This is a genomic window from Sinomonas sp. B1-1 (assembly GCF_050474465.1).
In the GTDB taxonomy this organism is placed as follows: Bacteria; Actinomycetota; Actinomycetes; order Actinomycetales; family Micrococcaceae; genus Sinomonas; species Sinomonas flava.
Map to the genome: position 1 here is coordinate 80,686 of NZ_JBCHVF010000013.1, position 26,009 is coordinate 106,694.

A 26,009-nucleotide genomic window follows, 5' to 3' on the forward strand; every position below is an offset into this window, starting at 1 on the left:
CGTTCATGCTATCGCGGCCGGAGAGCAGCTCGGGCCGCTTCCAGCGTCCATTCATTCCGGGGAAGCTGTGTGTACGTTGTGAAGGTCATTGCTCCCCGTTGTGAGGGCTGTCCACTGGCGGGAAGGGTCTCGGCCATGATGATGATCCGGGTGCAGGTCCCCACGGGGATGACAGAGGCCGTGGTCGGCGTCGCCCGGGACCACCGCGGCGTGGCCGAGGTCGTCGTGGTCTCGGAGGCCTCCCTCGAGCCGCCGGGCGACCTGATCGAGCTCCAGGTGGCCCGGGAGTCGGTCGAGCAGCTCCTCGAGGGCTTCGACGCCCTCGGGGTCCGCGACGCCGGCTCGGTGGCACTGTTCACCCCGGACGCCGTCCTCGGCGCCCGCGCCGATGAGGCGGTCGCGGAGGCCCCCGGCGAGGGGTCGGACGCCGTGATCTGGGAGGAGCTCAAGCAGCGCACCGGCTCGGACTCGCGGCTCACGTGGCAGTTCCTCGTGTTCCTCGTCGCCGCGACGAACCTCGCCGGGATCGGCATCGTGACCGATTCGACGATCGCGATCGTCGGGGCGATGGTGGTCGGGCCCGAATTCGGCCCCCTTGCCGCGGTGGCGGTGGCCCTGGTCGAGCGGCGGTGGGTGCTCGCACGGCAGGCCGCGCTCGCGCTCCTGGTCGGCTTCCCGGCCGCGATGCTGACGGTGGCGGCCGCGGCGGCCGTCTCGGTGCCGCTCCGGCTCTTCGATCCGGCGGTCGTGGCGGCGCCCGACTCCGCCGTCGAGTTCATCTACAAGCCCGGCCCGTACTCGTTCATCGTCGCCGTCATCGCGGGGGCGGTGGGCATGGTCTCCCTCGTCGGGAACAAGTCCTCGGCGCTGGTGGGCGTGTTCATCTCGGTCACCACCGTCCCCGCTGCCGGGTACGTCGCCGTCGCGCTCGTCCTGGGCCAGCCGGAGAAGGCGCTGGGCTCGGCGCTCCAGCTCGCGCTGAACCTGACCGGGATCGTGGTCGCCGCCGTCGTGGTCCTCGTCGTCTACCGCACACTCACCCCGGAGATGCCCCCGCAGGCGCTGGCGCGGCTGAGGGACCGCACGCACTGGTCGGCCGGCAGGCGCCGCCGCCGGTAGGCCCGCGCGGACGACGGCGGCGGGCCCCCTTCCGCTGGAAGGAGGCCCGCCGCCGTGGTCACCGCGCGCCGTCGTGCGCGCGGCGGGAACGAGCGTCAGTGGCTGTGGCCGGCGTGCTCGTCGTCCTCTTCGGCCGGCTTCTCGGCCACGAGGGTCTCCGTGGTCAGGACGAGGGCCGCGATGGACGCCGCGTTGCGCAGCGCCGAGCGGGTCACCTTGACCGGGTCGATGACGCCGGCCGCGATGAGGTCCTCGTACTCGCCCGTCTTGGCGTTGAAGCCGTGGTTGACCTCCGCCTCCTGGACGCGGGCGGCGACGACGAAGCCGTCGAACCCGGCGTTCTGGGCGATCCAGCGCAGCGGCTGGACGAGCGCGCGGCGCACGATGTTGACGCCCGCCGCGGCGTCGCCCGTGAGGGCCGTGACGGCCTCGTCCTCGTCGAGGGCGCGGACGGCGTGGACGAGCGCGGAGCCGCCACCGGCCACGATGCCCTCCTCGAGGGCCGCGCGGGTCGAGGACACGGCGTCCTCGATGCGGTGCTTCTTCTCCTTGAGCTCGACCTCGGTGGCCGCGCCGACCTTGATCACGCCGATGCCGCCCGCGAGCTTCGCGAGGCGCTCCTGGAGCTTCTCGCGGTCCCAGTCGGAGTCGGTGCGGGCCAGCTCGGCGCGCAGCTGCGCGACGCGGGCCTCGACGTCGGACGCCGAGCCGGCGCCGTCGACGATCGTCGTGTTGTCCTTGGTCACCGTGATGCGGCGGGCGGTGCCCAGCTGCTCGAGGCCCACCTGGTCCAGGCTGAGGCCGACCTCCGGGGAGACCACCTGGGCGCCCGTGAGGGTCGCGATGTCCTGGAGCATGGCCTTGCGGCGGTCGCCGAAGCCCGGCGCCTTCACGGCCACGACGCTCACGGTGCCGCGGATGCGGTTGACGATGAGGGTCGAGAGGGCCTCGCCCTCCACGTCCTCCGCGATGACGAACAGCGGCTTCGAGGCGGCCAGGACCTTCTCGAGCACCGGGAGGAACTCGGTGAGCGAGGAGATCTTGCCCTGGTGGATGAGGATGAGCGCGTCCTCGAGGACGGCCTCCTGGCGCTCCGCGTCGGTGACGAAGTACGGCGAGAGGTAGCCCTTGTCGAACTGCATGCCCTCCGTGAGCACGAGCTCGGTCTGGGTGGTCGAGGACTCCTCGATCGTGATGACGCCGTCCTGGCCGACCTTCTCGAAGGCCTCGGCGAGCAGCTCGCCGATCTCCTCCGACTGGGCCGAGATGGCCGCGACGTTCGCGACGTGGCGGCCCGAGACCTCGCGGGCGTTGTCGACGAGGCGTCCTGCCACGGCCTCGACCGCTGCCTCGATGCCGCGCTTGATCTCGCCCGGGGCGGCGCCGGCGGCCACGTTGCGCAGGCCTTCCTTGACCAGGGCCTGGGCGAGGACGGTCGCCGTCGTCGTGCCGTCGCCGGCGACGTCGTTGGTCTTGGTCGCGACCTCCTTGGCGAGCTGGGCGCCGAGGTTCTCGTACGGGTCGTCGAGCTCGACCTCGCGGGCGATCGTGACGCCGTCGTTCGTGATGGTGGGCGCGCCCCACTTCTTGTCGAGGACGACGTTGCGGCCGCGCGGGCCGAGCGTCACCTTGACGGTGTTGGCGAGCTTGTCGACGCCGGCCTCGAGGGCCTTGCGGGCGTCGTCGTTGAATGCGAGCTGCTTAGCCATGCAGTACTCCTGTGATTCCTGAGTGGGCCAAACACGGCACCCCGGCCGCCTGGGGCGGCCGGGGCGCAGCGCAGAGCGTTACTTGACGACGATCGCCAGGACGTCGCGGGCGGAGAGCACGAGGTACTCGGCGCCGCCGGTCTTGACCTCGGTGCCGCCGTACTTCGAGTAGAGGACGACATCGCCGACGGCGACATCGACCGGGACGCGGTTGCCGTTGTCGTCAACGCGGCCGGGGCCGACAGCGACGACCTCGCCCTCCTGCGGCTTCTCCTTGGCGGTGTCCGGGATGACAAGACCGGAAGCCGTGGTCTGCTCGGCCTCGAGCGGCTTGACGACGATGCGATCCTCGAGGGGCTTGATGGAGACCGACACGGATCTCTCCTTTTCATGAACGGGTCACGGGTTGGGGAGCCGGGCAAGCAACCGTCGTCGCGGGTGCCGGGAGCGTGCCTGACATGGTTAGCACTCGACGCTGCCGAGTGCTACCGCCGACTCTAGTGAGCAGGTTGGCACTCGGTCAAGGCGAGTGCCAGCGTGGCGCTCCTGCGAGGGCCGGCCGGGCCTGGCCTCGCCGGCCCTACTCCCCCGCGAGCTCGTCGAAGCTCAGGTCCTCGCCGTCGTCGCCGTTCTGCGGGCGCGAGAGGTAGAGGACGACGAGCGAGCCGATCAGGAGGACGAGGCCCACGATGACCCCCACGATGGACGCGGCCTTCACGCCCGCGTACTGGTCCCGCAGGGCCTGCGCCTCGGCGGTGGCGTCGTTGATGTTCTTGTCCCCGCCCATGGAGTACACGGCGGCGTTGAAGGCGTCGAGGCCGAGGACGACGGCGAGCAGCACCCCGGCGACGAGGGCGACGGCGATGCCTGCGATCAGGAGGGTGCGGGCCGCGGGGCGGAGCCGCATGAGGCTGCGCCCCCGATCCGGGCGCGCGGGCGACGGGTCAGCGGCTGGGGTGGACTCCATACGTCAACCCTATCCAATGAGCACCTCCGGACGGCGCCCATTTAGGCTGGAAGGATGCCCCATGACAAGCACACCCCGGAGCAGCTGGCGCCCCTGCTGACGCCGGAGGGCTGGGCCCTCCTCAATTCCCTCGGCCCCTACAGGGAGGACGACGCGCTCGCGCTGTCCTCCCGGCTGCGCAAGGAGGGTCACTCCCCCGAGCTCGTCTCGGCCGTCCTGTCCCAGGCACGGCTGCGCGCCAAGGCGCAGGCCAAGTTCGGGGAGTTCTCCGCCCACATGCTCTTCACGCGGGCCGGCCTGGAGCAGGCGACGCGCCTGTCGGTGGCCGCCCGGCACGCGCGGCGGTTCGTCGACGCCGGCGTGTCGCATGTCGCGGACCTCGGCTGCGGGCTGGGCGCCGACGCGCTCGCGATGGCCTCGCTCGACCTGGAGGTGACCGCCGTCGAGCTCGACGAGACGACCGCCGCCTGCGCGACCATGAACCTCATGCCGTTCCCCAAGGCGCGCGTGGTGCACGCGGACGCCCAGTCCGTGCCGCTCGAGGCGTTCGACGGCGTGTGGCTGGACCCGGCGCGGCGCGAGACGTCGTCGTCGGGCACCACGCGGATCTGGGACCCGGAGGAGTTCTCGCCGCCGCTGTCCTTCGTGGAGTCCCTCGCCGCGCGCGGCCTGCCCGTGGGCGTCAAGCTCGGCCCGGGGGTGCCGCACGAGTCCATCCCGGACGGCTGCGAGGCGCAGTGGGCGTCGGTCGACGGCGACGTGGCCGAGGTGGCGCTGTACTTCAACGCCCTCCGGCGCCCGACCGTGCGGCGCGCCGCCCTCGTGCTCTCCGCGGCGGGCGCGTCCGAGCTCGTCGCCGAGACCGACTTCGACGAGGGCACCGAGCCGCGCATCGGGCCGCTCGAAGGCTACCTCTACGAGCCCGACGGCGCCGTCATCCGCGCGGGCCTCGTCGCGGAGCTGGCCGAACGGCTCGGCGGCCACCTCGTCGACGAGCACATCGCGTACATCTGCGCGCCGGACCTCGTCGCGACCCCGTTCGCGCGCGCCTACCGCGTGCTCGAGGTGCGGCCGTACAGCGTCAAGGCCCTGCGCGCCTGGGTGCGCGAGGAAGGCATCGGCGTCCTGGACATCAAGAAGCGCGGCACCTCCGTCACGCCCGAGGAGCTGAGGAAGATGCTCCTGGTCGGGCAGAAGAAGGGCGCCTCGAAGAAGGCGACCCTGGTGCTGACGCGCATCGGCGAGCAGCGGGTGGCGGCGGTCGTCGAACCCGCCTGAGCTCCCCCCCACCCGTTGCGGGGTCCGACGTCACTGGGCCAGACGTCACTGGGCCCGCATGAACTCCTCGGCCGCGGCGACCTGCTCGGGCGACGGCGTGATCCCGGTGTAGAGGACGAACTGCTCGAGGGCCTGGATCGTCATGACTTCCGCGCCGGAGATGACGGTCTTCCCCGCGGCGCGGCCCGCGCGGGTGAGCGGGGTCTCGGGCGGGAGCGCGACGACGTCGAACACCACGCGCGCGGCGTCGATCGCCTCCTGGGGGAACGCGAGCGAGTCCGCGTCGGGGCCGCCCGCCATGCCGATGGGCGTGACGTTGACGAGGATGTCCGCCGCGGCGCAGCCGGGGGCTGTGTCCTGGAGCGCCGCCTCCACCGAGGGCTTCCACCCGAAGCCGTAGAGGTCCGCGAGCGCGCGCCCGGCTGCCTCATTGCGCGCCACGACCGTCACGTTCCGGAATCCGGCGTCGCGGAACGCCGCGGCGGTGGCCTTGGCCATGCCGCCCGACCCGCGCAGCATGACGCTCCACTCCGGGTCGAGCGCGTTGCGCTCGATCAGCTGGGCGATCGCCGTGTAGTCCGTGTTGTAGGCGGTGAGGACGCCGGAGTCGTTGACGATCGTGTTCACGGAGTCGATCGCGGCCGCCGAGGCGTCCATCCGGTCCACGAGCGCGATCACGTCCTCCTTGTACGGCATCGACACGGCGCACCCGCGGATCCCGAGCCCACGCACCCCGGCGATCGCCTGGGCGAGGTCCGTGGGCGCGAAGGCCTTGTAGATCCAGTTCAGGCCCAGGGCCTCGTAGAGGTAGTTGTGGAAGCGCGTCCCGTTGTTGCTCGGCCTGGCCGAGAGCGAGATGCACAGCGTCATGTCTTTGTTCAGGATCGGCACGGCACAAGGCTAGTGCCGCGCCGGTCCCGGTGTCGTCAGCCCTGGCGCGCCTTGACGCGGGGGTTCTTCTTGTTGATCACGAACGTCCTGCCGCGGCGGCGCACCACCTGCGCGCCCGGGATCTTCTTCAGCGCGTGGAGGGAGTTGCGGACCTTCATCGTGGTTCCTTTCGTCGGTCTGTGAGGTTCGTGGGCCTCGCACCCCTCAACAGTGAGAACTGTTCTCATATTCCGCGTCTCTGGTCCCCGCGGGGGCCGGGGTGTGCAATGGGACCATGGAGCCCACTCCCGCGAGCGCCAACCAGCCGCCGCCGCGCACGGACGTCGACGAGTTCTCCTCCAACGCCGCGCTCGTGGACGCGGTCCGCCGCCACGGCGCCGGGTGGGCCTCCGCCGAGCTCGCGGGGATCGGCCGGCTGACCGGCTCCGCGGAGTTCGCCGAGCATGCGCGCCTCGCCAACGTCCACCCGCCCGTGCTCCGGTCCCTGGACCGCTACGGCGAGCGCACGGACGAGGTCGACTACCACCCGGCCTACCACCACGTCCTCGGTGCGGCGGTCGCCCACGGCGCGCACACGTCGTCGTGGGCGGACCCGCGCCCGGGCGCCCACGCGGCGAGGGCGGCGGCGTTCATGCTCTTCGCCCAGGCTGAGCCCGGGCACGCGTGCCCTGTCTCCATGACGCACGCCGCGGTGCCCGCGGTGGTGGGCGAACCCGCCGTCGGGCGCGAGTGGCTGCCCCGGCTCCTCGGCGACGTCTACGACCCCCGGCTCGTCCCGCCCGCGGCAAAGCCCGGGGTGCTCATGGGCATGGCGATGACGGAGCGGCAGGGCGGCTCGGACGTGCGGGCCAACACCACCCGAGCGGTCGACGCCGGCGACGGCACCGCCCGCATCACGGGCGCCAAGTGGTTCTGCTCTGCGCCCATGAGCGACGCGTTCCTGGTCCTCGCCCAGGAGGACGCCGGGCTCTCGTGCTTCCTGGTGCCGCGCGTGCTCGAGGACGGGTCGCGGAACCCGTTCCGGCTCGTGCGGCTCAAGGACAAGCTGGGGAACCGCTCGAACGCCTCCGCGGAGGTCGAGTTCGACGACACACTCGGGTGGCGGCTCGGCGAGCCGGGCCGGGGCGTGCGGGCGATCATCCCGATGGTCCACGAGACCCGTCTGGACTGCGTCCTCGGGACCGCCGCGGGCATGCGGCAGGCCGTCGCGGAGGCGGTGTGGCACGCCCGGCACCGGCGCGCGTTCGGGCGGCTCCTCGCCGGCCAGCCGGCCATGGCAGCCGTGCTCGCCGACCTCGCGCTCGAGTACGAGGGCGCGGTGGCTCTCGGCATGCGGCTCGCCGCCGCGGACGACGCCGTGTGGCCGCGTCCGGGGGGTGACCTCGGCGCCACAGGGGGTGACCTCGGCGCCACAGGGGGTGACCTCGGCGCCACAGGGGGTGACCTCGGCGCCACACGGGGTGACCTCGGCGCCACACGGGGTGACCTCGGCCGGGAGAGGGCCTTCGCGCGGATCGCGACCGCGGTCGCGAAGTACTGGGTATGCAAGCGCGGCCCGGGCCACGCGGCGGAGGCCCTCGAGTGCCTCGGGGGCAACGGGTACACGGAGGATTTCCCACTGGCGCTGCGCTACCGGGAGCAGCCCGTCATGGCCATCTGGGAAGGGTCGGGTAACGTCGTGGCGCTCGACGTCCTGCGGGCGCTCGCGCGCGAACCCGAAACCGCCGAGGCCCTGGCCGAGGAGCTCGAACGGCCGCGCGGGGCAGACCCGGAGCTCGACGCCCACCTCGAACGCGCCCTCGCACTCATGGCGGACGCGGCACGGGAGCCCGAGGAGGCCCAGCGGTGGGCGCGGGCCCTGGCCGAGACCCTCGCCCTGGCTCTGGAGGCCGTCCTGCTCGTGGAGGGCGCGCCGTCGTGCGTCGCCGAGGCGTTCATCGCCTCCCGGCTGGGGCGCGAGCGCCGCCTCGGCTATGGCTGCCTCTCCGATACGGCGCGCGCCGAGGAGATCCTGGCCCGCGTGATGTGACTCAGCGACGCCGGCCGGTGCCCGCCCGACCCGTAGACTGGGGAGGACTTGTACGGCCCGCCGGCGGACCGCCGGCATGACCCGGGAGTAGACACCTGAAGATCGACTTCGCGCAGTCCGAGCAGTCCACCATCGGGCTGGAATGGGAGCTCGCCCTCGTCGACAAGCACGGCGGCGAGCTCGTCTCGGTCGCCCCGCAGGTCCTCGACCGTCTGGGCCACGAGCACGCCGAGCTGTTCTCCGACGATTGCCCCCGCATCCACCAGGAGCTGCTGCTCAACACGGTGGAGGTCGTCACGGGCGTCCACCACACCGTCGCCGACGCCACAGCGGACCTCGCCGAGTCCATCGCCGCGGTGCGGACGGTGACGGACCGCATCGGGGTCGAGCTCTTCTCCGCCGGAAGCCATCCCTTCAGCCCCCCGCGCCTCCAGCCGGTGACCGACAAGGAGCGGTACGCCAAGCTCATCGACCGGACGCAGTGGTGGGGCCGCCAGATGGTGATCTACGGGGTGCACGTCCATGTGGGCCTGGACCGGCGGGACAAGGCCATGCCCGTGCTGGACGCGCTCGTGAACTACTTCCCCCACTTCCAGGCCCTCTCGGCCTCGAGCCCCTTCTGGGGCGGCGAGGACACGGGCTACGCCTCCCAGCGCGCGCTCATGTTCCAGCAGCTTCCCACCGCCGGCCTGCCGTTCCAGTTCACCGACTGGGCCGGGTTCGAGGGCTACGTCCAGGACATGCTCACCACCGGGGTCATCGACACGATCAGCGAGATCCGCTGGGACATCCGTCCCGTCCCCCGGCTGGGCACCATCGAGATGCGGGTCTGCGACGGGCTCTCGACGCTCGAGGAGGTCGGCGCGATCGCGGCGCTGACCCAGTGCCTCGTCGAGGAGGCCTCGAGGGCCCTCGACGCCGGCGGAACCATCCCCACCATGCCGCCGTGGCACGTGCAGGAGAACAAGTGGCGCGCCGCCCGCTACGGCATGGACGCCATCATCATCCTCGATGCCGCCGGTAACGAGAAGCTCGTCACCGAGCACCTCACCGAAACCATGGAGCGGCTGGCCCCCATCGCGCGGGATCTCGGGTGCGAAGCCGAGCTGCGCGACATCGAGGGGATCATCCGGCGCGGTGCCGGGTACCAGCGCCAGCGCCGGGTCGCCGCGGACCACGGGGGCGACCTGCGGGCGGTGGTGCTCGAGGAGGCGCGGCTCATGCGCGAGGGCTACGGGGCGTGAACCCCGCCAGCCGGGGCGGCCGGAGTGGCCGCCGCCGCTCGCCCCTGCGGATCGTGCTGGTGCTCGCGCTGGCAGCCCTCGTGCTCGCCCTGACCTCCCACCCGCAGCCTGCCCTCTGGGTCGCCGGCGCCGCTGGCGTCTATGCGGCGGTGGAGGGTGTGCTGAGGTGGCGGCGACGGGCCTGAGGTGTGAAACTACACAAGTCAGGCCGCAGAAGGCACGATCTCGCCTGTCTTGTACTCCGACTTGTGCAGTTTCAGACGCCTGTCGACCGCTGATACGACCTCGCCGATCCATGCCCGCTCGAACATCACGTGCTCCCAGCTGAAACGCAGGACGGTGCAGCCTTCACGGACGAGCTCGTTGTAGCGGGTGCAGTCCCGGTGCAGGCTTTCACGTCCGCCGTGCCACTCGAAGCTGTCTGCTTCGGCGACGAGCAGCTTCAGTTTGGCGAGGTCCACCCGATACTCGCCGCCTTCCGTTGCGATCTTCACCTGAGGTTCCATCACCACGCCTGCTTCGAGGCACGCGGCCCTGAGCCCTGACTCGAAGGCGTTCGCCGCCCGTCCGTCCATCGCAGCGAGGACCATCTGCTGAGCCCTCCGGTTCCTGCCCACCCAGTCGCGTGCTGCATCCCGCAGCTGGCTTGGTGTGGCTCTGCCCAGACGAAGTGCGGAATCGGCGATGGCGAGTCCCTCGGCGAATGGGAGGCCTGCAGCGCAGTCGAGCACGGTACGGACCACGGATGTAGCCTGGACAGCACCCCTTGCGACCAGCTCACGCGGGGGCAGGAGCCGAGTGACGACCCTTGTGCCTGGGACCACCCGGGCCCGGCGTCCCCGAGGAACCGCCACCTCGACGAGCTCAGGTCGATGCAGGACTCCGAGCCCGTGGGCGAGCGCGGCCGACCTGCCGAAGAGAACGCCCCTGGCCTTAAGGGCCAACTGCTCTGCCGCTGCAACGGAAGCGAGCGCATAGAGCCCTTGCCCTACCCGGAGGACGTCTCCAGTCGCGACGGCCGCAGCCACACTGCGTGCGGGGAAATGCTGCAGCAGCTGGGCCGCCCGGGCACTCCCGCCGACAGCAGCCAGGTACTCAGCGACATGTTCCACCCTCACATCCTCCCGGTGGTCCAAGGCGGGAGCAGGCCCCGTTGGCCATCTGTGGACAACTCGGGAGGGGTCAGTGTCAGGAACTGCACAACCCGGACGGCCAGAAGGCGTCCAAGGTGCGCGGGCGCCCACGAGTTGTGCACTTTGAAACCAGCACCCCGCGGAAGCCGCTATACGGTCACGGAGGTCACCGGCAGTGAGGACTCGGGCGCGAAATCGAGGTCGCTCGGCTGGCCGCCGTCCATGATGACCCGGGCCGCGAGGGCAGCCACCATCGCGCCGTTGTCGGTGCACAGGGAGAATTCGGGGACCGCCAGGGAGATCCCCGCGGCCGCGCACCGCTCAGCCGTGAGCTCCCGCAGTCGCGTGTTGGCCGCCACGCCGCCCCCGAGCAGCAGGTTCTCGATGCCCTGCTCGCGGCACGCGAGGATGGCCTTGGACGTGACGACGTCCACGACGGCCTCCTGGAAGGACGCCGCGATGTCCGCGACCGGGACCGGCTCGCCCGCCGCCTCGAACTGCTCGACGCACCGCGCCACCGCGGTCTTCAGGCCGGAGAAGGACCAGTCGTAGCGGCGCGCCGCGGGGTCCTCGGCGGTCCCCATGTACTTGGGCTGCGTGAGCCCGCGGGGGAACCGGATGGCCTTGGGGTTGCCTTCGCGCGCGATCCTGTCGATCGCCGGCCCGCCGGGGTAGCCGAGCCCGAGCAGTCGGGCCACCTTGTCGTAGGCCTCGCCGGCGGCGTCGTCGATCGTCGAGCCGAGCAGCTCCACATCCCCCGCGATGTTCCGCACCCGCAGCACCTCGGTGTGCCCGCCGGAGACCAGCAGCGCGCCGAGGTCCGGCGGCAGCGCTCCCCCGTACACGCCTCCGTCAAGCAGTCCCACCCCCACGTGTGCCACGAGGTGGTTGACGGCGAAGAGCGGCTTGCCGGTCGCGACGGCGAGCGCCTTCGCGCCGCACACCCCCACCATGAGCGCGCCCGCGAGTCCCGGTCCCGACGTGACGGCCAGGGCATCGACCTCGTCGAGCGTGACGCCGGCGGTCTCCAGCGCCTCGCGCAGCGTCGGCACGAGCGCGTCGAGGTGCGCGCGAGACGCAATCTCGGGGATCACGCCGCCGAACCGCACATGCTCGTCCATCGAGGAGGAGACGGTGTTGGCCAGCAGGCGCGTCCCCCGCACAATGCCCACGCCGGTCTCGTCGCACGAAGACTCGATGCCGAGGACCAGCGGCTCGTCGCGGTTCATTCGCGTTCCCCTTCCGCCCCGACGGGTGCGAGTGCCAGCTGCATGATGAGTGCGTCGACGCCGTCGCGGTAGTACCGCCGGCGCACGTGGATCTGCCGGAAGCCGAAGCGCCGGTACAGCGCCTGGGCCCGCGGGTTGTCGGCGCGGACCTCGAGCAGGACGTCGGCGGCGCCCCGCCGTCGTGCCTCCGCGATGAGCTCGGTCAGGAGCGCAGAGCCGATCCCCCGCCCCTCGAACTCGGGCACGACGGCGATCGTCTGCACGTCCGCGATCGGCTCGACGCACATGAGCCCCGCATACGCCACGATCTCTCCCGCGGGCCCCTGCGCGACGTAGTACCGCCGCGTCTCGGGCTGCGCGAGCTCGTCGCGGAACATCTGCTTGGGCCACGCGTCGATGGGGAACAGCGCCGTCTCGAGGGCGTGGACCGCGGGCACGTCCGCCTCGGTCATGTCGCGGAGCACGACGCCGGCGGGCAGCTCGCGCGCGCCGCTCACAGGGCGCGCTTCCGGGGGCCGGGGACCTGCGCGTCGGACTCGCGGAGGTACAGGGGGGTCGTGTCGGCGAGCTGGGAGCCTGCCGCGAGCCGGGCCACGGCGACGAGGCCGAGCGAGGCGGCGGTCGGCTGCGCGGCGTCGAACGCTGCCACGGGCCGGGCGCCGGCGGAGGCGAGCTGCTCCGGGTAGATCCCGGCCCCGGCCCCGTAGACCGGGAGTGCGGGCAGCTCGCCGGGCGAGGTCACGTGAGGGCCGTCGAGGAGCGTGCCGTCCGCGGCGTACCGGGCCCAGTAGAGCTCCTTGCGGCGCGCGTCGGTCGCGACGAGGAACTCGCCCGACGGCGCGCCCTCCGCGACGGCGTCCCACGCGAGGGCGTCGAGGCTCATGAGGCCCTCGAGCGGCGTGTCCCAGGCGAAGGCGAGGGCTCTGGCGGTGGCGATCCCGGAGCGGAGGCCGGTGAAGGGGCCGGGCCCGACGCCGACGACGATCCGGGCGATGTCCGCCCCGCCCACGGACTGCTCGTCGAGGAGGGCGCGGATGCCCGGCGCGAGGACCTCGGCGTGGGACTTGGTGTCCTCGGTGGCAAACGATGCGAGGACGGCAGCGTCACTGAAGGACTCGTGGCAGCGGATGAGCGCCGCCGATGCGATGGCTGACGTGTCGATGGCGAGGACGATCATCAGCCTGCCTCCCGCTGGGAAGGGGTGACCTCGGCGCCACCAGGGGTGACCTCGGCGGCAGACGGGGTGACCTCGGCGCCACCAGGGGTGACCTCGGCGCCAGACGGGGTGACCTCGGCGGAGGCGGGGCGGTCGACGGCAGGCCACGCCACCTGCGGGTGCTCGGCCCACCGCGGGCCGAAGGCGCGGATCCTCAGCAGGCGCGGCTCGTCGTCGTCCTCGGTGTCGAAGTCGAGGACGGGCGCGGCGTGGTCGGCCCCGGGCGCCGGCGCCCCCGCCCGTACCAGCTCGATGTCCAGCCACGAGTCGACGAGGTGCTCGACGCGCCCGCGGCCCCACTCGACGACCGTGACGGCGGTGTCCGCCCAGTTCTCGAGGTCGAGGTCGTCGATCTCGCCCTCCCCCTCGAGGCGGTACGCGTCGACGTGGACGAGGTCCGGGCCGCCGGGGCGGGGCCCGTCGGGCAGGTTGGGGTGGATCCGCACGAGCACGAACGTCGGCGAGATGATGCCGGACCGCACTCCGAGCCCCTCGCCGAGGCCCTGGGTGAACGTGGTCTTGCCGGCGCCGAGCTCACCCGTGAGGACGATGAGGTCACCGGGTGCGAGCGCGCCGGCGAGCGCCGCGCCGAGCGCCTGCGTCTCCTCGGCGGAGGCGGGCGCGAAGGCGAGCTCCCACGCCGGGGCGCCGGCAGCGCTCACGCACCCTCCCCGACGTAGACGCGCGGCACGCGCGGGCTGATGCGCGTGACGATCTCGTAGTTGATGGTGCCGGCGGCACGGGCCCAGTCGTCGGCGGTGGGGCCGCCGTTGTCGCCGGTGCCGAACAGCACGGCCTCGGCGCCGGCGAGCGCTGCGGGTTCGGGGTCCGGGCCGAGGTCGACCACGACCTGGTCCATCGCGACCCGCCCGGCGACGCGGTGCGTCTCCCCCGCGATCTGCACGGGGCCGCCGGAGGAGGTCCGGGGCACGCCGTCGGCGTAGCCGAGCGGGACGAGGGCGAGCGTCGCGGCGTCGCGCGTGCGGTAGAGCAGGCCGTAGGAGACGCCCTGGTCGGCGCGCACGCGCTTGGCCTGGGAGAGGGTCGCGCGGAGGGTCATGGCCGGGCGGAGGCCGAGGTCCGCGGAGCTCTGGTCCGGGAACGGCGAGAGCCCGTACACGGAGATCCCCACCCGGACCAGGTCGAAGTGGGCGTCCGGGCGGGAGAACACGGCCGGGGAGTTCGCGATGTGGCGCACCTCGAGGTCGCAGCCGGCGTCCTCGGCCACGGCGACAGCCTCGCGGAACGCGTCGAGCTGGGTGTCCGTCTCGGGGCGGTGGGGCTCGTCGGCCACGGCCAGGTGGCTGAACACGCCGACGACGCGCAGGAGCCCCTCGTCCTGGTACTCGACGGCCTCGCCGACGAGGGAGTCCCAGCGCTCGGCGGTGGCTCCGTTGCGGCCGAGGCCCGTGTCGATCTTGAGGTGCACCCGCGCGGGCCGCTGCTGCTCGCGGGCCGCCGCGACGATCCGGTCGAGCTCCCAGCCGGAGCAGCCGAGGTCGATCCCGGCGGCGACGGCGGCGGAGAAGTTCGAGTCGGGCGTGTGCAGCCAGGCGAGGATGGGCGCGTCGATGCCGGCGGCGCGCAGGGCGAGGGCCTCGGAGATGTGGGCGACGCCGAGCCACGCCGCCCCGGCCGCGAGCGCGGCGCGGGCCACCTGGACGGCGCCGTGCCCGTAGGCGTCCGCCTTCACGACCGCCATGACCCGGGCGGGGTCCGCCACCTGCCGCAGGACGCCGACGTTGTGGCGGATCGCATCGAGGTCGACGACGGCGGCGCGCTCGGGCACGCGGGCGGTGGGCAGACTGGAGGGGGCTGGGGTGGGCTCGGAAGTCACGCCAGCAGTCTACTCGGGGCTCAGAACACGCCGTTTCCGTGGGGCGTGGCCTCCGGGATGGGCTGGATCGCGTCCCAGTGCTCGACGATCTTCCCGTCCTTGAGCCGCCACAGGTCCCAGTAGGCGACGGGCACGCCGAACTCCCCCTCGGAGACTGTCAGCACGAAGTTGCCCTGGCCCACGAGGTGGTGGACCGTGCGGTAGACGAGTTCCTTGCCCTCCGAGGCCCACTTCGCGACCGCAGCACCGAACCCGTCGAGGCCGTCGGCGGCCTCGGGGTTGTGCTGGTGGTACTCCTCGGAGGAGATGTAGTCGGCGAGGGCGGAGTAGTCGCGGCCGATGAGGACCTTCTCCGCGAACTCCGCCACGAGCGCCTTGTTGGCTCCGGTCCGGTCGAGGTCCTCGACGTCCGCGGGCCCGTCGGTCTGCGAACGGCCGCTCGCGGTCGGCTCGACGACCGGGACGAGGATGTCCCAGTGCTCGGCGTTCTTCCCGTCCTCCATGCGCATGAGGTCGAACGCGACGAGCGGCGCGGGGCCGAACCCCGCGTAGGTCCCGTGGAGCACGGCGTAGTCGCCGTCCTCGAACGCGCGCGCCGGGGTGTACGCGAAATCGGCGGGAAGCGTGCGGAGGGCTTCCTTGAACCCCTCCCGGCCCGCTGGCGCGTACAGCGAATGCTGGATGTAGTCCTCGGCCCAGTAGTCGTCCACGGCATCGATGTCCCGGTCGACGAAGGCCGCCTTGGCTGCTGCCCGCAGGCGCTCGAGGTTGCTCATGCCGCCATGGTGCGCCCGCCCCCGGCGGCGCACAAGGGACGCACGACGCCGCCGGGCCGGCTTCCGCGGCAACGTAGCCTTGGGAGCGTGCAGCACCTCCACCGCGTGGCGATGATCTCCCTCCACACGTCTCCGCTCGAGCAGCCGGGTGCCGGGGACGCCGGCGGCATGAACGTCTACGTCTCGCACCTGGCCCGCGCCCTCGCGGCAGCGGGCCTGGCGGTGGACATCTACACGCGCGCCACCGATCCGGCCCAGCCGGACGTCGTGGCGCTGGCGGAGGGCGCGCTGGTCCACCACATCGAGGCCGGCCCCCGCCGCCGGCTCGCGAAGGAGCAGATGCCTCCGCTGGCCGAGGAGTTCGCGGCCGGGGTGCTGCGCCGGATGCGCGCCGGCCTCGCAGCGGGAGGCGAGCGGACCGGCGTCGTGCATTCGCACTACTGGGTGTCCGGGATCGCGGGGCTGCGGGTTTCGGACGAGCTGGGCATCCCGCTGGTCCACACGATGCACACCATGGCGCGGGTGAAGAACCTGCACCTCGCCGCGGGCGACACGCCCGAGCCGAGCAACCGCGAGCGCGGCGAGCAGAGGATCGCCGACGCCGCGGCCCGGCTGACGGCGAACACGCCGGCCGAGCGGGACGAGCTCGAGCGGCACTACGGGGTGGACGAGGACCGGATCGACGTGGTCTCCCCCGGTGTGGACCTCTCCGTGTTCCGGCCGGCGTTCCGCACGGGCTCCCGCGCCGGGCGAGGGATCGCGCCCGGGACGTTCCATGTGCTGTTCGCGGGTCGGATCCAGCGGCTGAAGGGGCCGCAGGTGCTCGTGGCCGCGGCGGGGGTGCTTCGGAGGCGGCGCCCGGACATCCCGCTGCGCGTGTCGATCGTGGGGGCGCCGAGCGGCTCGGCCGGGCTGGACCTCGACGTGCTCGTGGGCGAGGAGGGGCTCGACGGCGTCGTGCGCCGCCTCCCGCCCGCGCCCGCGGCGGAGCTCGCGGACTGGTTCCGCTCCGCCGACGTCGTGGCGATGCCGAGCTTCTCGGAGTCGTTCGGGCTCGTGGCGCTCGAGGCGCAGGCGTGCGGGACCCCCGTGGTGGCGGCCCGGGTCGGCGGGCTCACGCGCGCGGTGTGCGACGGCCGCACCGGATTCCTCGTCGACGGGCACGAGCCCGAGGCGTGGGCCGCCGTGCTCGAGCAGCTCCACGACGACCCGGAGACGCGCACCGACCTGGGGCGAGCGGCGTCGATCTATGCCGAGCGGTTCGGCTGGGAGCAGACCGCCGAGGCCACCCGTCAGGCGTACCGCGCGGCGCTGCGCGAGCGCGCGATGGCGGCGGAGCACGCCGTCGTCCCCTGACCCGCCGAGGTCACCCCCTCTGCCGCCGACGTCACCCCCTCTGCCGCCGACGTCACCCCCTCTGACCCCGAGATCACCCCCAACACAGCACGTGACCCCCAGAAGGTGACCCCCAGAAGGTTCGCGCTGAATGGGCGGGGCGCGGGGTAGGGTGACGCCATGACCGCCTTGGCATCGTCGCCGGGCGCCCGGGATTCCGGGAGCTCCGCGTCCACCGCAGCCCCCACAGACCTCGAGATCGCACGCGCGGCGACCCTCCGCCCCATCGAGGAGATCGCCGAGCGGGCCGGGATCCCCGCTGACGCGCTGGAGCTGTACGGGCGGTACAAGGCGAAGATCGACGTCGCCCGCCTCCCCCGGCAGGACCGCCGCGGCCACGTCGTGCTCGTCTCGGCGATCTCCCCGACCCCGGCCGGGGAGGGCAAGTCCACGCTCACCGTCGGGCTCGCCGACGCCCTGTCCCGCGCCGGGAAGAGGACCATGATCGCGATCCGCGAGCCGAGCCTCGGCCCGATCCTGGGCATGAAGGGCGGCGCGACCGGGGGCGGCCGGTCCCAGGTGCTGCCGATGGAGGACATCAACCTCCACTTCACGGGGGACTTCCACGCCATCACGGCAGCGAACAATGCACTGTGCGCCCTGATCGACAACCACGTCTTCCAGGGCAACGCCCTGCAGATCGACCCGCGGCGTGTGACCTTCAAGCGGGTCATGGACATGAACGACCGCTCCCTCCGCGACATCGTCATCGGCCTCGGCGGCCCCACCCAGGGCGTCCCGCGCGAGGCGGGCTTCGACATCACCGTGGCCTCGGAGGTCATGGCGGTGTTCTGCCTCGCATCCTCGGTCGAGGACCTCAAGGAGCGCCTGGGCCGCATCACCTTCGGCTACACCTACGACCGCAGGCCGCTCACCGTCGCGGACCTCGGCGCGGCCGGCGTCATGGCGATGCTCCTGAAGGACGCGATCAAGCCGAACCTCGTCCAGACCATCGCCGGCACGCCGGCGCTCGTGCACGGCGGACCGTTCGCGAACATCGCGCACGGCTGCAACTCGGCGCTGGCCACGACGACGGCGCGGCGCCTCGCCGACATCGTGGTCACCGAGGCGGGGTTCGGCGCGGACCTTGGCGCCGAGAAGTTCATGGACATCAAGGCCCGGTACGCGGACGTGGCGCCGTCCGCCGTCGTGCTCGTGGCGACCGTGCGGGCGCTCAAGATGCACGGCGGCGTGCCCAAGGGCGGGCTCGCCGTGCCGGACGCGGCCGCGGTCGAGCGCGGCTTCGCGAACCTCGCCCGGCATCTGGAGAACGTGCGCAAGTTCGGGCTCGAGCCCGTGGTGGCGGTCAACCGGTTCGGGACCGACACGCCCGAGGAGCTCGACGCCGTCGTGCGCCTGTGCGGCGCGGCGGGCGCCCGCGTGGCGGTGGCGGACGTGTGGGGCCGCGGCGGCGGGGGCGACGGCGGCGACGACCTCGCGCGCGAGGTGCTCGCGGCGCTCGAGGAGCCCGGGACGTGCCGGCCCCTGTACCCGCTCGAGCTGAGCGTGGAGGAGAAGATCGCCACGGTGGTGCGGGAGGTCTACCGCGGTGCCGGCGTCGAGTTCTCGGAGCAGGCGCGGCGGACTCTGGCGCAGATCCACGAGAACGGCTGGGACGGGCTGCCGGTGTGCATGGCGAAGACGCAGTACTCGTTCTCGGACAATCCGGCGCTGCTCGGCGCCCCCGAGGGGTTCACGGTGCACGTGCGGGAGCTGTGGCCGCGCACGGGCGCGGGGTTCATCGTGGCCGTGACCGGGACCCTCATGACGATGCCCGGCCTGCCGAAGGTGCCAGCCGCGATGCGCATGGACCTCGACGACGATGGCGAGGTCGTCGGACTGTTCTGACGCGAGTGTGACGCGCGCCGCTTCTTGACGCGCGCCGGCGAAGCACCTAGCCGAGGGAGCGCCCCCCAAATCAGCCCATCAACGCTCCCTCGGCGTCCGCGCGGACGCAAGATCCAAGATAGTGTTGCTATCCACGGAGGCGCCATAGGGATAGAAACATGCGCCGTCACTATCCAATGACGTGTGGCTCCTCCACCGACTCATCGGCACCGAGGGAGCCGCGGGAGGGACCGTGAAGCTCAGCGAACTCAGCGACCGGTCGGGGACGCCTGTCCCCACCATCAAGTTCTACCTGCGGGAGGGACTTCTGCGCCCCGGGAAGCCCGTCACCGCCACCCTCGCGGACTACGGCCCGGCCCATCTCACGCGGCTGGGCACGATCAGCACGCTGCGCAGGGCCGTCGGACTCAGCGTGGCCCAGGTGCGCGCCGTCGTGGGCCTGATCGACGAGGGCGCGGACCGCATCGAGGTCATGAAGGCGCTCCAGGCCGTGATCCAGCGCCTCGACGCGCCCCGGCCCGGGCGCACCGCGGCGGGGAACCAAGTCGTGGCGGCCGTGGGGTGGCCGGACGTCCCGACCGGGGCCCGCGCCGCGCTGGATGCGCACCTCGAGGCGATGGCGGCGCTCGGGGTCATGCCCACCGACGCCCAGCTCACCGCGTACGCGCGCGCCGTCGACGACATCGCTGCCGCCGACGTCGCGAACGCGGTCGAGGCCGAGGACCTCGAGGAGCTCGTGGTCCGCGCCGCGGTCGGCATGCACATGAACGCCGAGCTGGTCCAGCGCCTGCTCGCGCTCGCGCAGACGAGCCGGTCGATCATGAGCTACGGCCGGGCGGCCCCCGGCCCGAGCCGCCTGAGCCCCCCGGCGCCGGGCCCGTGACGCACGACGGCGCGTGTCCTGCCCCCGCGGGCCGGGCACGCGCCGTCGTGGGCGGCTGTCAGGCCGGCGCCGGCTCGCTCGGTGCCGCCTCCGCGCCCTCGCTCGCGTGCGCGGGCTTGATGTTCTGGTTGACGTGGAAGAAGTTGTCCGGGTCGTAGACGGACTTGACCTGCGCCAGCCGGGCGAAGCTGGGGCCGTAGTTCGTCTCGATGCGCGCCTGGTCGTCGGCGTCCTGGAAGTTGATGTACCCGGCGGGCTCGGTGAACTCGTGCAGGGCGCTCCAGTAGCGGCGCACCCAGTCGATGTTGGCCTCGTTGTCCGCCGGGTCCTCCCACGCCCCCGCGATGACGGGCGCGAAGTTCACGTCCCGGTACGGGAACGCGGTGGCGCCGGCCGGCACGCGCTGCACCGCGCCGTCGATCGGGTAGAAGTGGTTGGCGGTGGAGAGGCTCGGCACTGTCGATCCGAACTGCTGGGCCACGCGCAGGATGTCGTCGCTGAGCTCGCGGGCGAAGTCCGCCTTCCAGTAGCCCTGCAGGCCCGGCGGGTTGGCGGCGTCGAATGCGGCGTTGAGGAACGGGTACGGCATCGGGGCCACGAGGGACCCGACCGTCGGCGCCGCCTTGAGCACAGGGGCCCACCGCGACTCCCCCTCGGCGAGGTCCCCGGTCCACATCCCCACGATCAGCGCCACCTGCCGGCCGTGCCACTCCTCGGGGATGAACGGGACGGGCGGCGCCTGGTGGTAGGCGAAGAACGCGCCGAACTCCTCGGGCTGGGACGCGATCCAGTCGCGGTAGAACTCCCCGACGGCGATGCCCTCGGCCGCGGGGAACGCGACGATGCCCACGTGGACGGTGTCGACGTCGTGCAGCGCGAACTCGAACGAGGTCACCACGCCGAAGTTGCCGCCGCCGCCGCGCAGGGCCCAGAACAGGTCCGGCTCGGACTCGGCGCTGGCGCGGACGAACCGGCCGTCGGCGAGGACCACGTCCGCGGAGAGGAGGTTGTCGCACGCGAGGCCGTGCTTGCGCGCCAGGTAGCCGATCCCGCCGCCGAGCGTGAGCCCGGCGACCCCGGTCGTGCTGAGGATGCCGCCGGTGCTCGCGAGCCCGAACGCGTGCGTGGCGTGGTTGTAGTCGCCCCACGTCGCGCCGGCCTCTGCCCGGGCGCGCTTCTCCTGCGGGTCGACCCAGACGCCGCGGTGCGCGGAGAAGTCCAGGACGAGTCCGTCGTCGACCGTTCCGAAGCCGGGTGCGCTGTGGCCGCCGCCGCGGATGGCGAGGTCGAGCCCCGCGTCGCGCGCGAACCGCACCGCGGTGATCACGTCGGCGGTCTGCGCGACGCGCAGCACCGCGGCGGGATGTTTGTCGACCATGCCGTTGTAGACGCGCCGGGCGGCCTCGTAGCCCTCGTCATCGGGCTCGATCACGGGGCCGCGGACGCTCTCGCGGAGCGCGTTGAAGGCTGGGGTGGACATGGAATCCTCCTGATGAGGATCTCGCGAGACTCACTCTCCGACGCACACCGCGCCTCGCACGCCCCCAGATCGGCCGCGCCGCTGACACCTCCGGTCTACGCCGGCGGTCAGCGGCGCGGCGACGGCAGGACTGCCCATCCGGCGGATTGGGCAGAAATGCCTAGCGCTCGAGCTCGCCCCGGATGAAGGCCTCGACGTCGGCGCGGGCCGCGTCGTCGTTCTTCTGCACGGGCGGGGACTTCATGAAGTAGGCGCTCGGGGACGTGAGCGGCCCGCCGATCCCGCGGTCGAGGCCGATCTTGGCCGCGCGGACCGCGTCGATGATGACGCCGGCGGAGTTGGGCGAGTCCCAGACCTCGAGCTTGTACTCGAGCGAGACGGGCGCGTCGCCGAAGTTGCGGCCCTCGAGGCGCACGAACGCCCACTTGCGGTCGTCGAGCCACTGGACGTAGTCCGAGGGGCCGATGTGCACGTCGCGGGCCGCGAGCTCGGCCTCGACATTGGAGGTCACGGCCTGGGTCTTGGAGACCTTCTTCGACTCTAGGCGGTCACGCTCGAGCATGTTCTTGAAGTCCATGTTGCCGCCGACGTTGAGCTGGTACGTGCGGTCCACGGTCACGCCGCGGTCCTCGAACAGCTTCGCGAGGACGCGGTGGGTGATGGTCGCGCCGATCTGGCTCTTGATGTCGTCGCCCACGATGGGCACCCCGGCCGCGCGGAACTTCTCGGCCCATTCCGGCGTGCCGGCGATGAACACGGGCAGCGCGTTGACGAACGCGACGTGCGCGTCGATGGCGCACTGCGCGTAGAACTTCGCGGCCTGCTCCGAGCCGACGGGCAGGTAGCAGACCATGACGTCCACGCGGGCCTCGCGCAGGGCCGCGACGACGTCGACGGGCTCCTCCGCGGACTCCTCGATGGTCTCGCGGTAGTAGCGGCCCAGTCCGTCGAGGGTGTGGCCGCGCTGGACGGTCACGCCCGTGGGGGGGACGTCCGCGATCTTGATCGTGTTGTTCTCGCTCGAGACGATCGCGTCGGCCAGGTCGAAGCCGACCTTCTTGCCGTCCACGTCGAACGCGGCGACGAATTCGAGGTCGCCCACGTGGTAATCGCCGAACTCGACGTGCATGAGGCCGGGGACGGTGCCCGCCGGGTCGGCGTCCCGGTAGTAGTGCACGCCCTGCACGAGGGAGGCGGCGCAGTTCCCCACGCCCACGATGGCAACACGGATCTTCTTCTCTGACACGTCACTCCTTGCGTTCACTGGGCCCAGCGGCGCTGCTGCGACGCCAGAGCACAGCCATCCTAACGGCGCGGCGCCCTTCCCCAGCCCGTGTGTCACCTGCCTACACTGGCCGCATGGCACGCAAGAAGAAGTGGAGTGAGCTTTCCGGCGGACAGCGCTTCGGGGTGGTGGTCGGCGCGGTCATCCAGATCGCGCTCCAGGCCGCAGCCCTGCGGGACCTCAAGAAGCGCCCGGCGGACCAGGTCAACGGGCCCAAGATCGCGTGGGTGCTCGGGTCCTTCGTGAACACGATCGGCCCGATCGCGTACTTCCTGTTCGGCCGGAAGTACGGCCAGTCGGCCGCGTCGCGCGGCACCGGGGACAGCGCGTCCTCGGCAGGCCTCAAGACGTCGATGGGCGTCAACATCGGCAAGCGCATCGGCTGACCCGCCTTCGGGCTCAGGACGGCACGGCGACGGGGAGGGGCGCACGACGGCGAGTGGTCGCCGTCGTGCGCCCCTCCCCCTTCCGTCTGGGGGTCACCTCCTGGGAGTCACCTCCGGAGGTCAGTCCGCCAGGATCGCGTCGATGCGGTCCAGCTCCTCGGTGCTGAACGAGAGGGTGCGCAGGGCGCCGAGGCTGTCCTCGAGCTGCTGGACTGACGATGCCCCGATGAGCGCGGACGTGACCGGCGGCGCGCCGTTGGGGCGCGGGCGCAGGACCCACGAGATGGCCATCTGCGCGAGCGTCTGCCCGCGCTCGGCCGCGAGGTCGTTGAGCTTCCGGGCGGTGCCGAGGCTCTCCTCGGTCTGGGCCGTCGTCAGGAAGTGCTCCTGGGAGGCGCGGGATCCCTCGGGGATGCCCGCGAAGTAGCGGTCGGTGAGCCGGCCCTGAGCGAGCGGGCTGTAGACGATGGACCCGGCGCCGGCCTGGTCGAGGGCCTGGTACAGGTCGGGGCTCCCCTGCTCGGTCCAGCGGTCCAGCATCGAGTAGCGCGGCTGGTGGATGAGCAGGGGCGTGCCGAGGTCCTTCAGGATCGCCGCGGCCTCGAGCGTCTTCTCCGGCGAGTAGGACGAGATGCCGGCATACAGGGCCCGCCCCGAGCGCACGGCGTAGTCGAGGGCGCCCATCGTCTCCTCGAGGGGCGTCTCGGGGTCGAAGCGATGGCTGTAGAAGATGTCCACGTACTCGAGGCCCATCCGGGCGAGCGACGCGTCGAGGCTCGAGATGAGGTACTTGCGCGAGCCCCACTCGCCGTAGGGACCGTCCCACATGAGGTAGCCGGCCTTGGTCGAGATGACGAGCTCGTCCCGGTACGGCCGGAAGTCCTCGCGGAGGTGCCGGCCGAAGTTCCGCTCGGCGCTTCCCGGGGGCGGGCCGTAGTTGTTGGCGAGGTCGAAGTGGGTCACGCCGAGGTCGAAGGCCCGCCGGAGGATGTCGCGCTGGACCTCGAAGGGCTTGTCGTCCCCGAAGTTGTGCCACAGGCCCAGGGAGATGGCCGGAAGCTTGAGGCCGCTGCGGCCCACGCGCCGGTACTGCATGGAGGGGTAGCGGTCAGCCGCTGCGGTGTACGTCACAGTCCACGATCCTAGCCGCAGCGGCCAGCGGGCGTCCTAGGCCGGAATCCGCATCGTGAGCGCCCGGGGGTCCACCCGCACGGCGAGCGTCCGCCCGGTGCCGAGGTGGTCGCCGTCGATCTGGATGTCGTGGGGACGGGACGCGGCGACGTGGATGGCGTTGCCGGTGTAGTGCCCGAGGTCCGGGGGCGTGTGGCGCCGCCAGCGGGACAGGAGGGAGCCGGCCATCCGGAACCAGCCGACCACTCCGCTCGGCGCGACGGCGAGGACGTCGAGGATCCCGTCGTCCACGGTGGCACCGGGGAAGACCTCGACATCCCCCTGGATCTTCCCGCAGTTGCCGATCATGACGCCGCGCTGGCGCCGCTGGAGCTTGAGCTTGCCGTCCACGTAGACCTTGATGAGGTACGAGTCCCCGACGATCGTCTGCGCCGCCGCGACGATGTAGGCGAACCAGCCCGCCTTGGCCTTCAGGTCGTCGTTCGTGTTCGCCATGATGGTCGCGTCGAGGCCCATCCCGGCCATCACCGCGAAGGCGAGCTCGTCGCCGTCGTCCACCCGCGCCCAGGCCACGTCCACGTCCCGGGTCGCCGTCCCGAAGGCGGCGTCGAGCGCCGTGCTCCGGTCGTCCACGGGGATCCCGAGGTTGCGGCAGAGCAGGTTGCCGGTCCCCAGGGGCACGACGGCGAGCGGGACACCGCTGCCGGCGAGCTCGCCGGCCGCCGCGCGCACCGTCCCGTCCCCGCCGCCCACGACGACGAGCCCCGCCCCGCGCTCGAGGGCCTCGCGGGCCATGCCCCCGCCCGGGTCTTCGACCGTCGTCTCGAGGACGAGCGGCTCGTAGCCCTCGGCCTCGCACCGGCTGCGGAAGTCCGCCGCCAGCGGTTCCGCTCCGGCCTTGCTCGGGTTCACGATGAGTGCGCAGCGTTCCACGCGGTCTTCCCCTCCCGGTCGGCGCCAATGACCGCTACGTTACCGAACCGAAGCCGGGTAAAGATGTGGTGACGGCGCGCTCCCGGGTCGTGACGGCGTCCTGCATCGGTGTTAGTAATGAGGAAGCTTGGGCACCATGCAAGCACCGGACATGATCGCACCACACAAGGAGTTGACATGAGCTTCATCGGTTTCCTCATCCTCGGCCTCATCGCCGGCGCTATCGCCAAGGCGATCCTGCCGGGCAAGCAGGGCGGCGGCTGGCTTGCCACCCTCGTCCTCGGAGTCGTCGGAGCGCTGCTCGGCGGCTGGATCGGCGGCATGATCTTCAAGCAGGACCTCATGAACTCCTTCTGGAGCCTGAGCGCCTGGATCACCGCGATCATCGGTTCCCTCGTGGTCCTGCTCATCTGGGGCCTCGTCACCCGGCGCCGCGCCTAGTCCCCCATCCCGACGAGAGGGGCCGCACCCGCCGGGTGCGGCCCCTCTTCGCGTGCCCGCGCGTCGGCCGCCCGGACCCGGAAAAAACGCGGCCTGAAAGGTCTTGGCACTCGCCGGCGGAGAGTGCTAATTAAGTGTGTGTCGGGAGCGTGCCCGACACCCGAAGACAAGGAGAGACAACACGCCCGTTGGGGCAGACCTGAGGAGTGATTCCCATGGCTGACTTCGACCCGATCCGCGAGCTCGACCGCTTCGCCACCGCCCTGCTCGGCCAGCGCAGCGGCATGAGGCTCATGCCGATCGACCTCTTCCGCGAGGGCGACCACTACATCGTACACGCCGACCTCCCCGGCATCGACCCGGGGTCCGTCGACATCGACGTCGACGGCCAACTCCTCACGATCCGCGCGGAACGGACAGTCCGCGGGCGCGAGGGCGTGGCCTGGATCGCGCGGGAACGCGAGGGCGGCACTTTTTTGCGCCAGCTGACCCTCGGCCAGGGCATCGACACGGAGAACATCACCGCGAACTACAGCAACGGCGTCCTCGCGGTGACCATCCCCGTCTCCGAACGAGCCCGACCGCGCCGTATCCCCGTCGCGACCGACCAGGGCGGCGACATGAAGGTGATGGGCCACAGGAATGGCGACGCCGCCCCGCAGGACCTCGGCGAGCGCCAAGGGGACCAGGGCGCAGCCGGCGGCCAGAAGTCGGTCTCGGCCTGATCCGGACCCGCAGGAGGTGACCTTCAGGAGGAGACCTTCAGGAGGTGACCTTCAGGAGCTGACCTTCAGGAAGT

General features: G+C 72.0%; 27 protein-coding genes. 11 read left to right on the top strand and 16 right to left on the bottom strand.

Going from position 1 to position 26,009, the window contains the following annotated elements:
* Positions 1–135: 135 nt before the first annotated feature.
* Positions 136–1,119: a DUF389 domain-containing protein gene (locus ACQ5BE_RS16315; protein WP_430298042.1), complete on the top strand. Its 984-nt coding sequence runs from the start codon at positions 136–138 to the stop codon at positions 1,117–1,119.
* A 95-nt stretch (positions 1,120–1,214) separates the two neighbouring features.
* Here ACQ5BE_RS16315 and groL read toward each other — a convergent pair whose 3' ends face one another.
* The 3 genes from groL to ACQ5BE_RS16330 all read right to left on the bottom strand — a co-directional run bounded on the left by groL (position 1,215) and on the right by ACQ5BE_RS16330 (position 3,795).
* A complete protein-coding gene (gene groL, locus ACQ5BE_RS16320; protein WP_430298043.1) occupies positions 1,215–2,828 on the bottom strand; it encodes a chaperonin GroEL in 1,614 nt (537 codons plus the stop codon).
* Between the two features lie 78 nt (positions 2,829–2,906).
* Complete coding sequence (gene groES, locus ACQ5BE_RS16325; protein WP_208709675.1) at positions 2,907–3,203, bottom strand: co-chaperone GroES; 297 nt, start codon at positions 3,201–3,203, stop codon at positions 2,907–2,909.
* 205 nt (positions 3,204–3,408) lie between these two features.
* Positions 3,409–3,795 (bottom strand): hypothetical protein, encoded by a 387-nt coding sequence (locus ACQ5BE_RS16330; RefSeq protein ID WP_430298044.1) that lies wholly within the window; start codon positions 3,793–3,795, stop codon positions 3,409–3,411.
* Positions 3,796–3,849: 54 nt separating this feature from the next.
* On the opposite strand from ACQ5BE_RS16330, the gene ACQ5BE_RS16335 reads away from it, so the two are divergent.
* Complete coding sequence (locus ACQ5BE_RS16335) at positions 3,850–5,073, top strand: class I SAM-dependent methyltransferase (protein WP_430298045.1); 1,224 nt, start codon at positions 3,850–3,852, stop codon at positions 5,071–5,073.
* Positions 5,074–5,118: 45 nt separating this feature from the next.
* On the opposite strand, the gene ACQ5BE_RS16340 is transcribed toward ACQ5BE_RS16335, so the two are convergent.
* Both ACQ5BE_RS16340 and ykgO read right to left on the bottom strand, forming a co-directional pair.
* Complete coding sequence (locus ACQ5BE_RS16340; RefSeq protein WP_430298046.1) at positions 5,119–5,964, bottom strand: shikimate 5-dehydrogenase; 846 nt, start codon at positions 5,962–5,964, stop codon at positions 5,119–5,121.
* Between the two features lie 35 nt (positions 5,965–5,999).
* Entirely contained in the window at positions 6,000–6,122 is a 123-nt protein-coding gene (gene ykgO / locus ACQ5BE_RS16345) for a type B 50S ribosomal protein L36 (protein WP_208709681.1), read from the bottom strand.
* Between the two features lie 116 nt (positions 6,123–6,238).
* Between ykgO and ACQ5BE_RS16350 the strand changes: the two genes are divergently transcribed.
* The 3 genes from ACQ5BE_RS16350 to ACQ5BE_RS16360 all read left to right on the top strand — a co-directional run bounded on the left by ACQ5BE_RS16350 (position 6,239) and on the right by ACQ5BE_RS16360 (position 9,422).
* Positions 6,239–7,993, top strand: coding sequence for an acyl-CoA dehydrogenase family protein (locus ACQ5BE_RS16350; protein ID WP_430298047.1), 1,755 nt, complete (start codon positions 6,239–6,241; stop codon positions 7,991–7,993).
* 95 nt (positions 7,994–8,088) lie between these two features.
* A complete protein-coding gene (locus ACQ5BE_RS16355) occupies positions 8,089–9,237 on the top strand; it encodes a glutamate--cysteine ligase (RefSeq protein ID WP_344299058.1) in 1,149 nt (382 codons plus the stop codon).
* Positions 9,234–9,422 (top strand): hypothetical protein, encoded by a 189-nt coding sequence (locus tag ACQ5BE_RS16360; protein WP_344298708.1) that lies wholly within the window; start codon positions 9,234–9,236, stop codon positions 9,420–9,422. The genes ACQ5BE_RS16355 and ACQ5BE_RS16360 overlap by 4 nt, the downstream gene beginning before the upstream one ends.
* A gap of 18 nt (positions 9,423–9,440) precedes the next feature.
* On the opposite strand, the gene ACQ5BE_RS16365 is transcribed toward ACQ5BE_RS16360, so the two are convergent.
* The 7 genes from ACQ5BE_RS16365 to ACQ5BE_RS16395 form a co-directional block, all read right to left on the bottom strand.
* Entirely contained in the window at positions 9,441–9,980 is a 540-nt protein-coding gene (locus tag ACQ5BE_RS16365) for a hypothetical protein (protein ID WP_430298048.1), read from the bottom strand.
* Positions 9,981–10,519: 539 nt separating this feature from the next.
* A complete protein-coding gene (tsaD, locus tag ACQ5BE_RS16370) occupies positions 10,520–11,599 on the bottom strand; it encodes a tRNA (adenosine(37)-N6)-threonylcarbamoyltransferase complex transferase subunit TsaD (RefSeq protein WP_430298049.1) in 1,080 nt (359 codons plus the stop codon).
* Complete coding sequence (gene rimI / locus ACQ5BE_RS16375) at positions 11,596–12,051, bottom strand: ribosomal protein S18-alanine N-acetyltransferase (protein ID WP_430298084.1); 456 nt, start codon at positions 12,049–12,051, stop codon at positions 11,596–11,598. Before rimI ends, tsaD begins: the two co-directional genes overlap by 4 nt.
* A gap of 41 nt (positions 12,052–12,092) precedes the next feature.
* Positions 12,093–12,776: a tRNA (adenosine(37)-N6)-threonylcarbamoyltransferase complex dimerization subunit type 1 TsaB gene (gene tsaB, locus ACQ5BE_RS16380; RefSeq protein ID WP_430298050.1), complete on the bottom strand. Its 684-nt coding sequence runs from the start codon at positions 12,774–12,776 to the stop codon at positions 12,093–12,095.
* Entirely contained in the window at positions 12,776–13,477 is a 702-nt protein-coding gene (gene tsaE / locus ACQ5BE_RS16385; protein ID WP_430298051.1) for a tRNA (adenosine(37)-N6)-threonylcarbamoyltransferase complex ATPase subunit type 1 TsaE, read from the bottom strand. The genes tsaB and tsaE overlap by 1 nt, the downstream gene beginning before the upstream one ends.
* On the bottom strand, positions 13,474–14,652 hold the full coding sequence (gene alr, locus ACQ5BE_RS16390; protein ID WP_430298052.1) for an alanine racemase: 1,179 nt from the start codon (positions 14,650–14,652) through the stop codon (positions 13,474–13,476). The genes tsaE and alr overlap by 4 nt, the downstream gene beginning before the upstream one ends.
* 20 nt (positions 14,653–14,672) lie before the next feature.
* Positions 14,673–15,428: a nuclear transport factor 2 family protein gene (locus ACQ5BE_RS16395; RefSeq protein WP_430298053.1), complete on the bottom strand. Its 756-nt coding sequence runs from the start codon at positions 15,426–15,428 to the stop codon at positions 14,673–14,675.
* An 87-nt stretch (positions 15,429–15,515) separates the two neighbouring features.
* Between ACQ5BE_RS16395 and mshA the strand changes: the two genes are divergently transcribed.
* The 3 genes from mshA (at position 15,516) to ACQ5BE_RS16410 (ending at position 19,554) form a co-directional block, all read left to right on the top strand.
* Positions 15,516–16,784 (top strand): D-inositol-3-phosphate glycosyltransferase, encoded by a 1,269-nt coding sequence (gene mshA, locus ACQ5BE_RS16400; RefSeq protein ID WP_430298054.1) that lies wholly within the window; start codon positions 15,516–15,518, stop codon positions 16,782–16,784.
* Between the two features lie 159 nt (positions 16,785–16,943).
* The gene (locus ACQ5BE_RS16405) at positions 16,944–18,671 is read left to right on the top strand and encodes a formate--tetrahydrofolate ligase (RefSeq protein WP_430298055.1); all 1,728 of its coding nucleotides are present in this window, start codon (positions 16,944–16,946) and stop codon (positions 18,669–18,671) included.
* Between the two features lie 232 nt (positions 18,672–18,903).
* Entirely contained in the window at positions 18,904–19,554 is a 651-nt protein-coding gene (locus ACQ5BE_RS16410; RefSeq protein ID WP_430298056.1) for a MerR family transcriptional regulator, read from the top strand.
* A 58-nt stretch (positions 19,555–19,612) separates the two neighbouring features.
* Here the strand turns inward: ACQ5BE_RS16410 and ACQ5BE_RS16415 are convergent, their stop codons facing one another.
* Positions 19,613–21,034, bottom strand: coding sequence for an FAD-binding oxidoreductase (locus ACQ5BE_RS16415; protein WP_430298057.1), 1,422 nt, complete (start codon positions 21,032–21,034; stop codon positions 19,613–19,615).
* A gap of 160 nt (positions 21,035–21,194) precedes the next feature.
* A complete protein-coding gene (locus ACQ5BE_RS16420) occupies positions 21,195–22,280 on the bottom strand; it encodes an inositol-3-phosphate synthase (protein ID WP_344298720.1) in 1,086 nt (361 codons plus the stop codon).
* Between the two features lie 113 nt (positions 22,281–22,393).
* On the opposite strand from ACQ5BE_RS16420, the gene ACQ5BE_RS16425 reads away from it, so the two are divergent.
* Positions 22,394–22,705 carry a PLD nuclease N-terminal domain-containing protein gene (locus ACQ5BE_RS16425; protein WP_430298058.1) on the top strand — a complete coding sequence of 104 codons (312 nt, stop codon included), beginning with the start codon at positions 22,394–22,396 and terminating at the stop codon, positions 22,703–22,705.
* Positions 22,706–22,825: 120 nt separating this feature from the next.
* Here the strand turns inward: ACQ5BE_RS16425 and mgrA are convergent, their stop codons facing one another.
* Together mgrA and ACQ5BE_RS16435 are read right to left on the bottom strand one after the other, a co-directional pair.
* Positions 22,826–23,836: an L-glyceraldehyde 3-phosphate reductase gene (gene mgrA / locus ACQ5BE_RS16430; RefSeq protein ID WP_430298059.1), complete on the bottom strand. Its 1,011-nt coding sequence runs from the start codon at positions 23,834–23,836 to the stop codon at positions 22,826–22,828.
* Between the two features lie 36 nt (positions 23,837–23,872).
* Positions 23,873–24,769 carry a diacylglycerol/lipid kinase family protein gene (locus ACQ5BE_RS16435; RefSeq protein ID WP_430298060.1) on the bottom strand — a complete coding sequence of 299 codons (897 nt, stop codon included), beginning with the start codon at positions 24,767–24,769 and terminating at the stop codon, positions 23,873–23,875.
* 177 nt (positions 24,770–24,946) lie between these two features.
* Here ACQ5BE_RS16435 and ACQ5BE_RS16440 point away from each other — a divergent pair, with 177 nt between their 5' ends.
* Together ACQ5BE_RS16440 and ACQ5BE_RS16445 are read left to right on the top strand one after the other, a co-directional pair.
* A complete protein-coding gene (locus ACQ5BE_RS16440; protein ID WP_430298061.1) occupies positions 24,947–25,210 on the top strand; it encodes a GlsB/YeaQ/YmgE family stress response membrane protein in 264 nt (87 codons plus the stop codon).
* A gap of 215 nt (positions 25,211–25,425) precedes the next feature.
* A complete protein-coding gene (locus tag ACQ5BE_RS16445; protein WP_430298062.1) occupies positions 25,426–25,935 on the top strand; it encodes an Hsp20/alpha crystallin family protein in 510 nt (169 codons plus the stop codon).
* Positions 25,936–26,009: the final 74 nt, after the last annotated feature.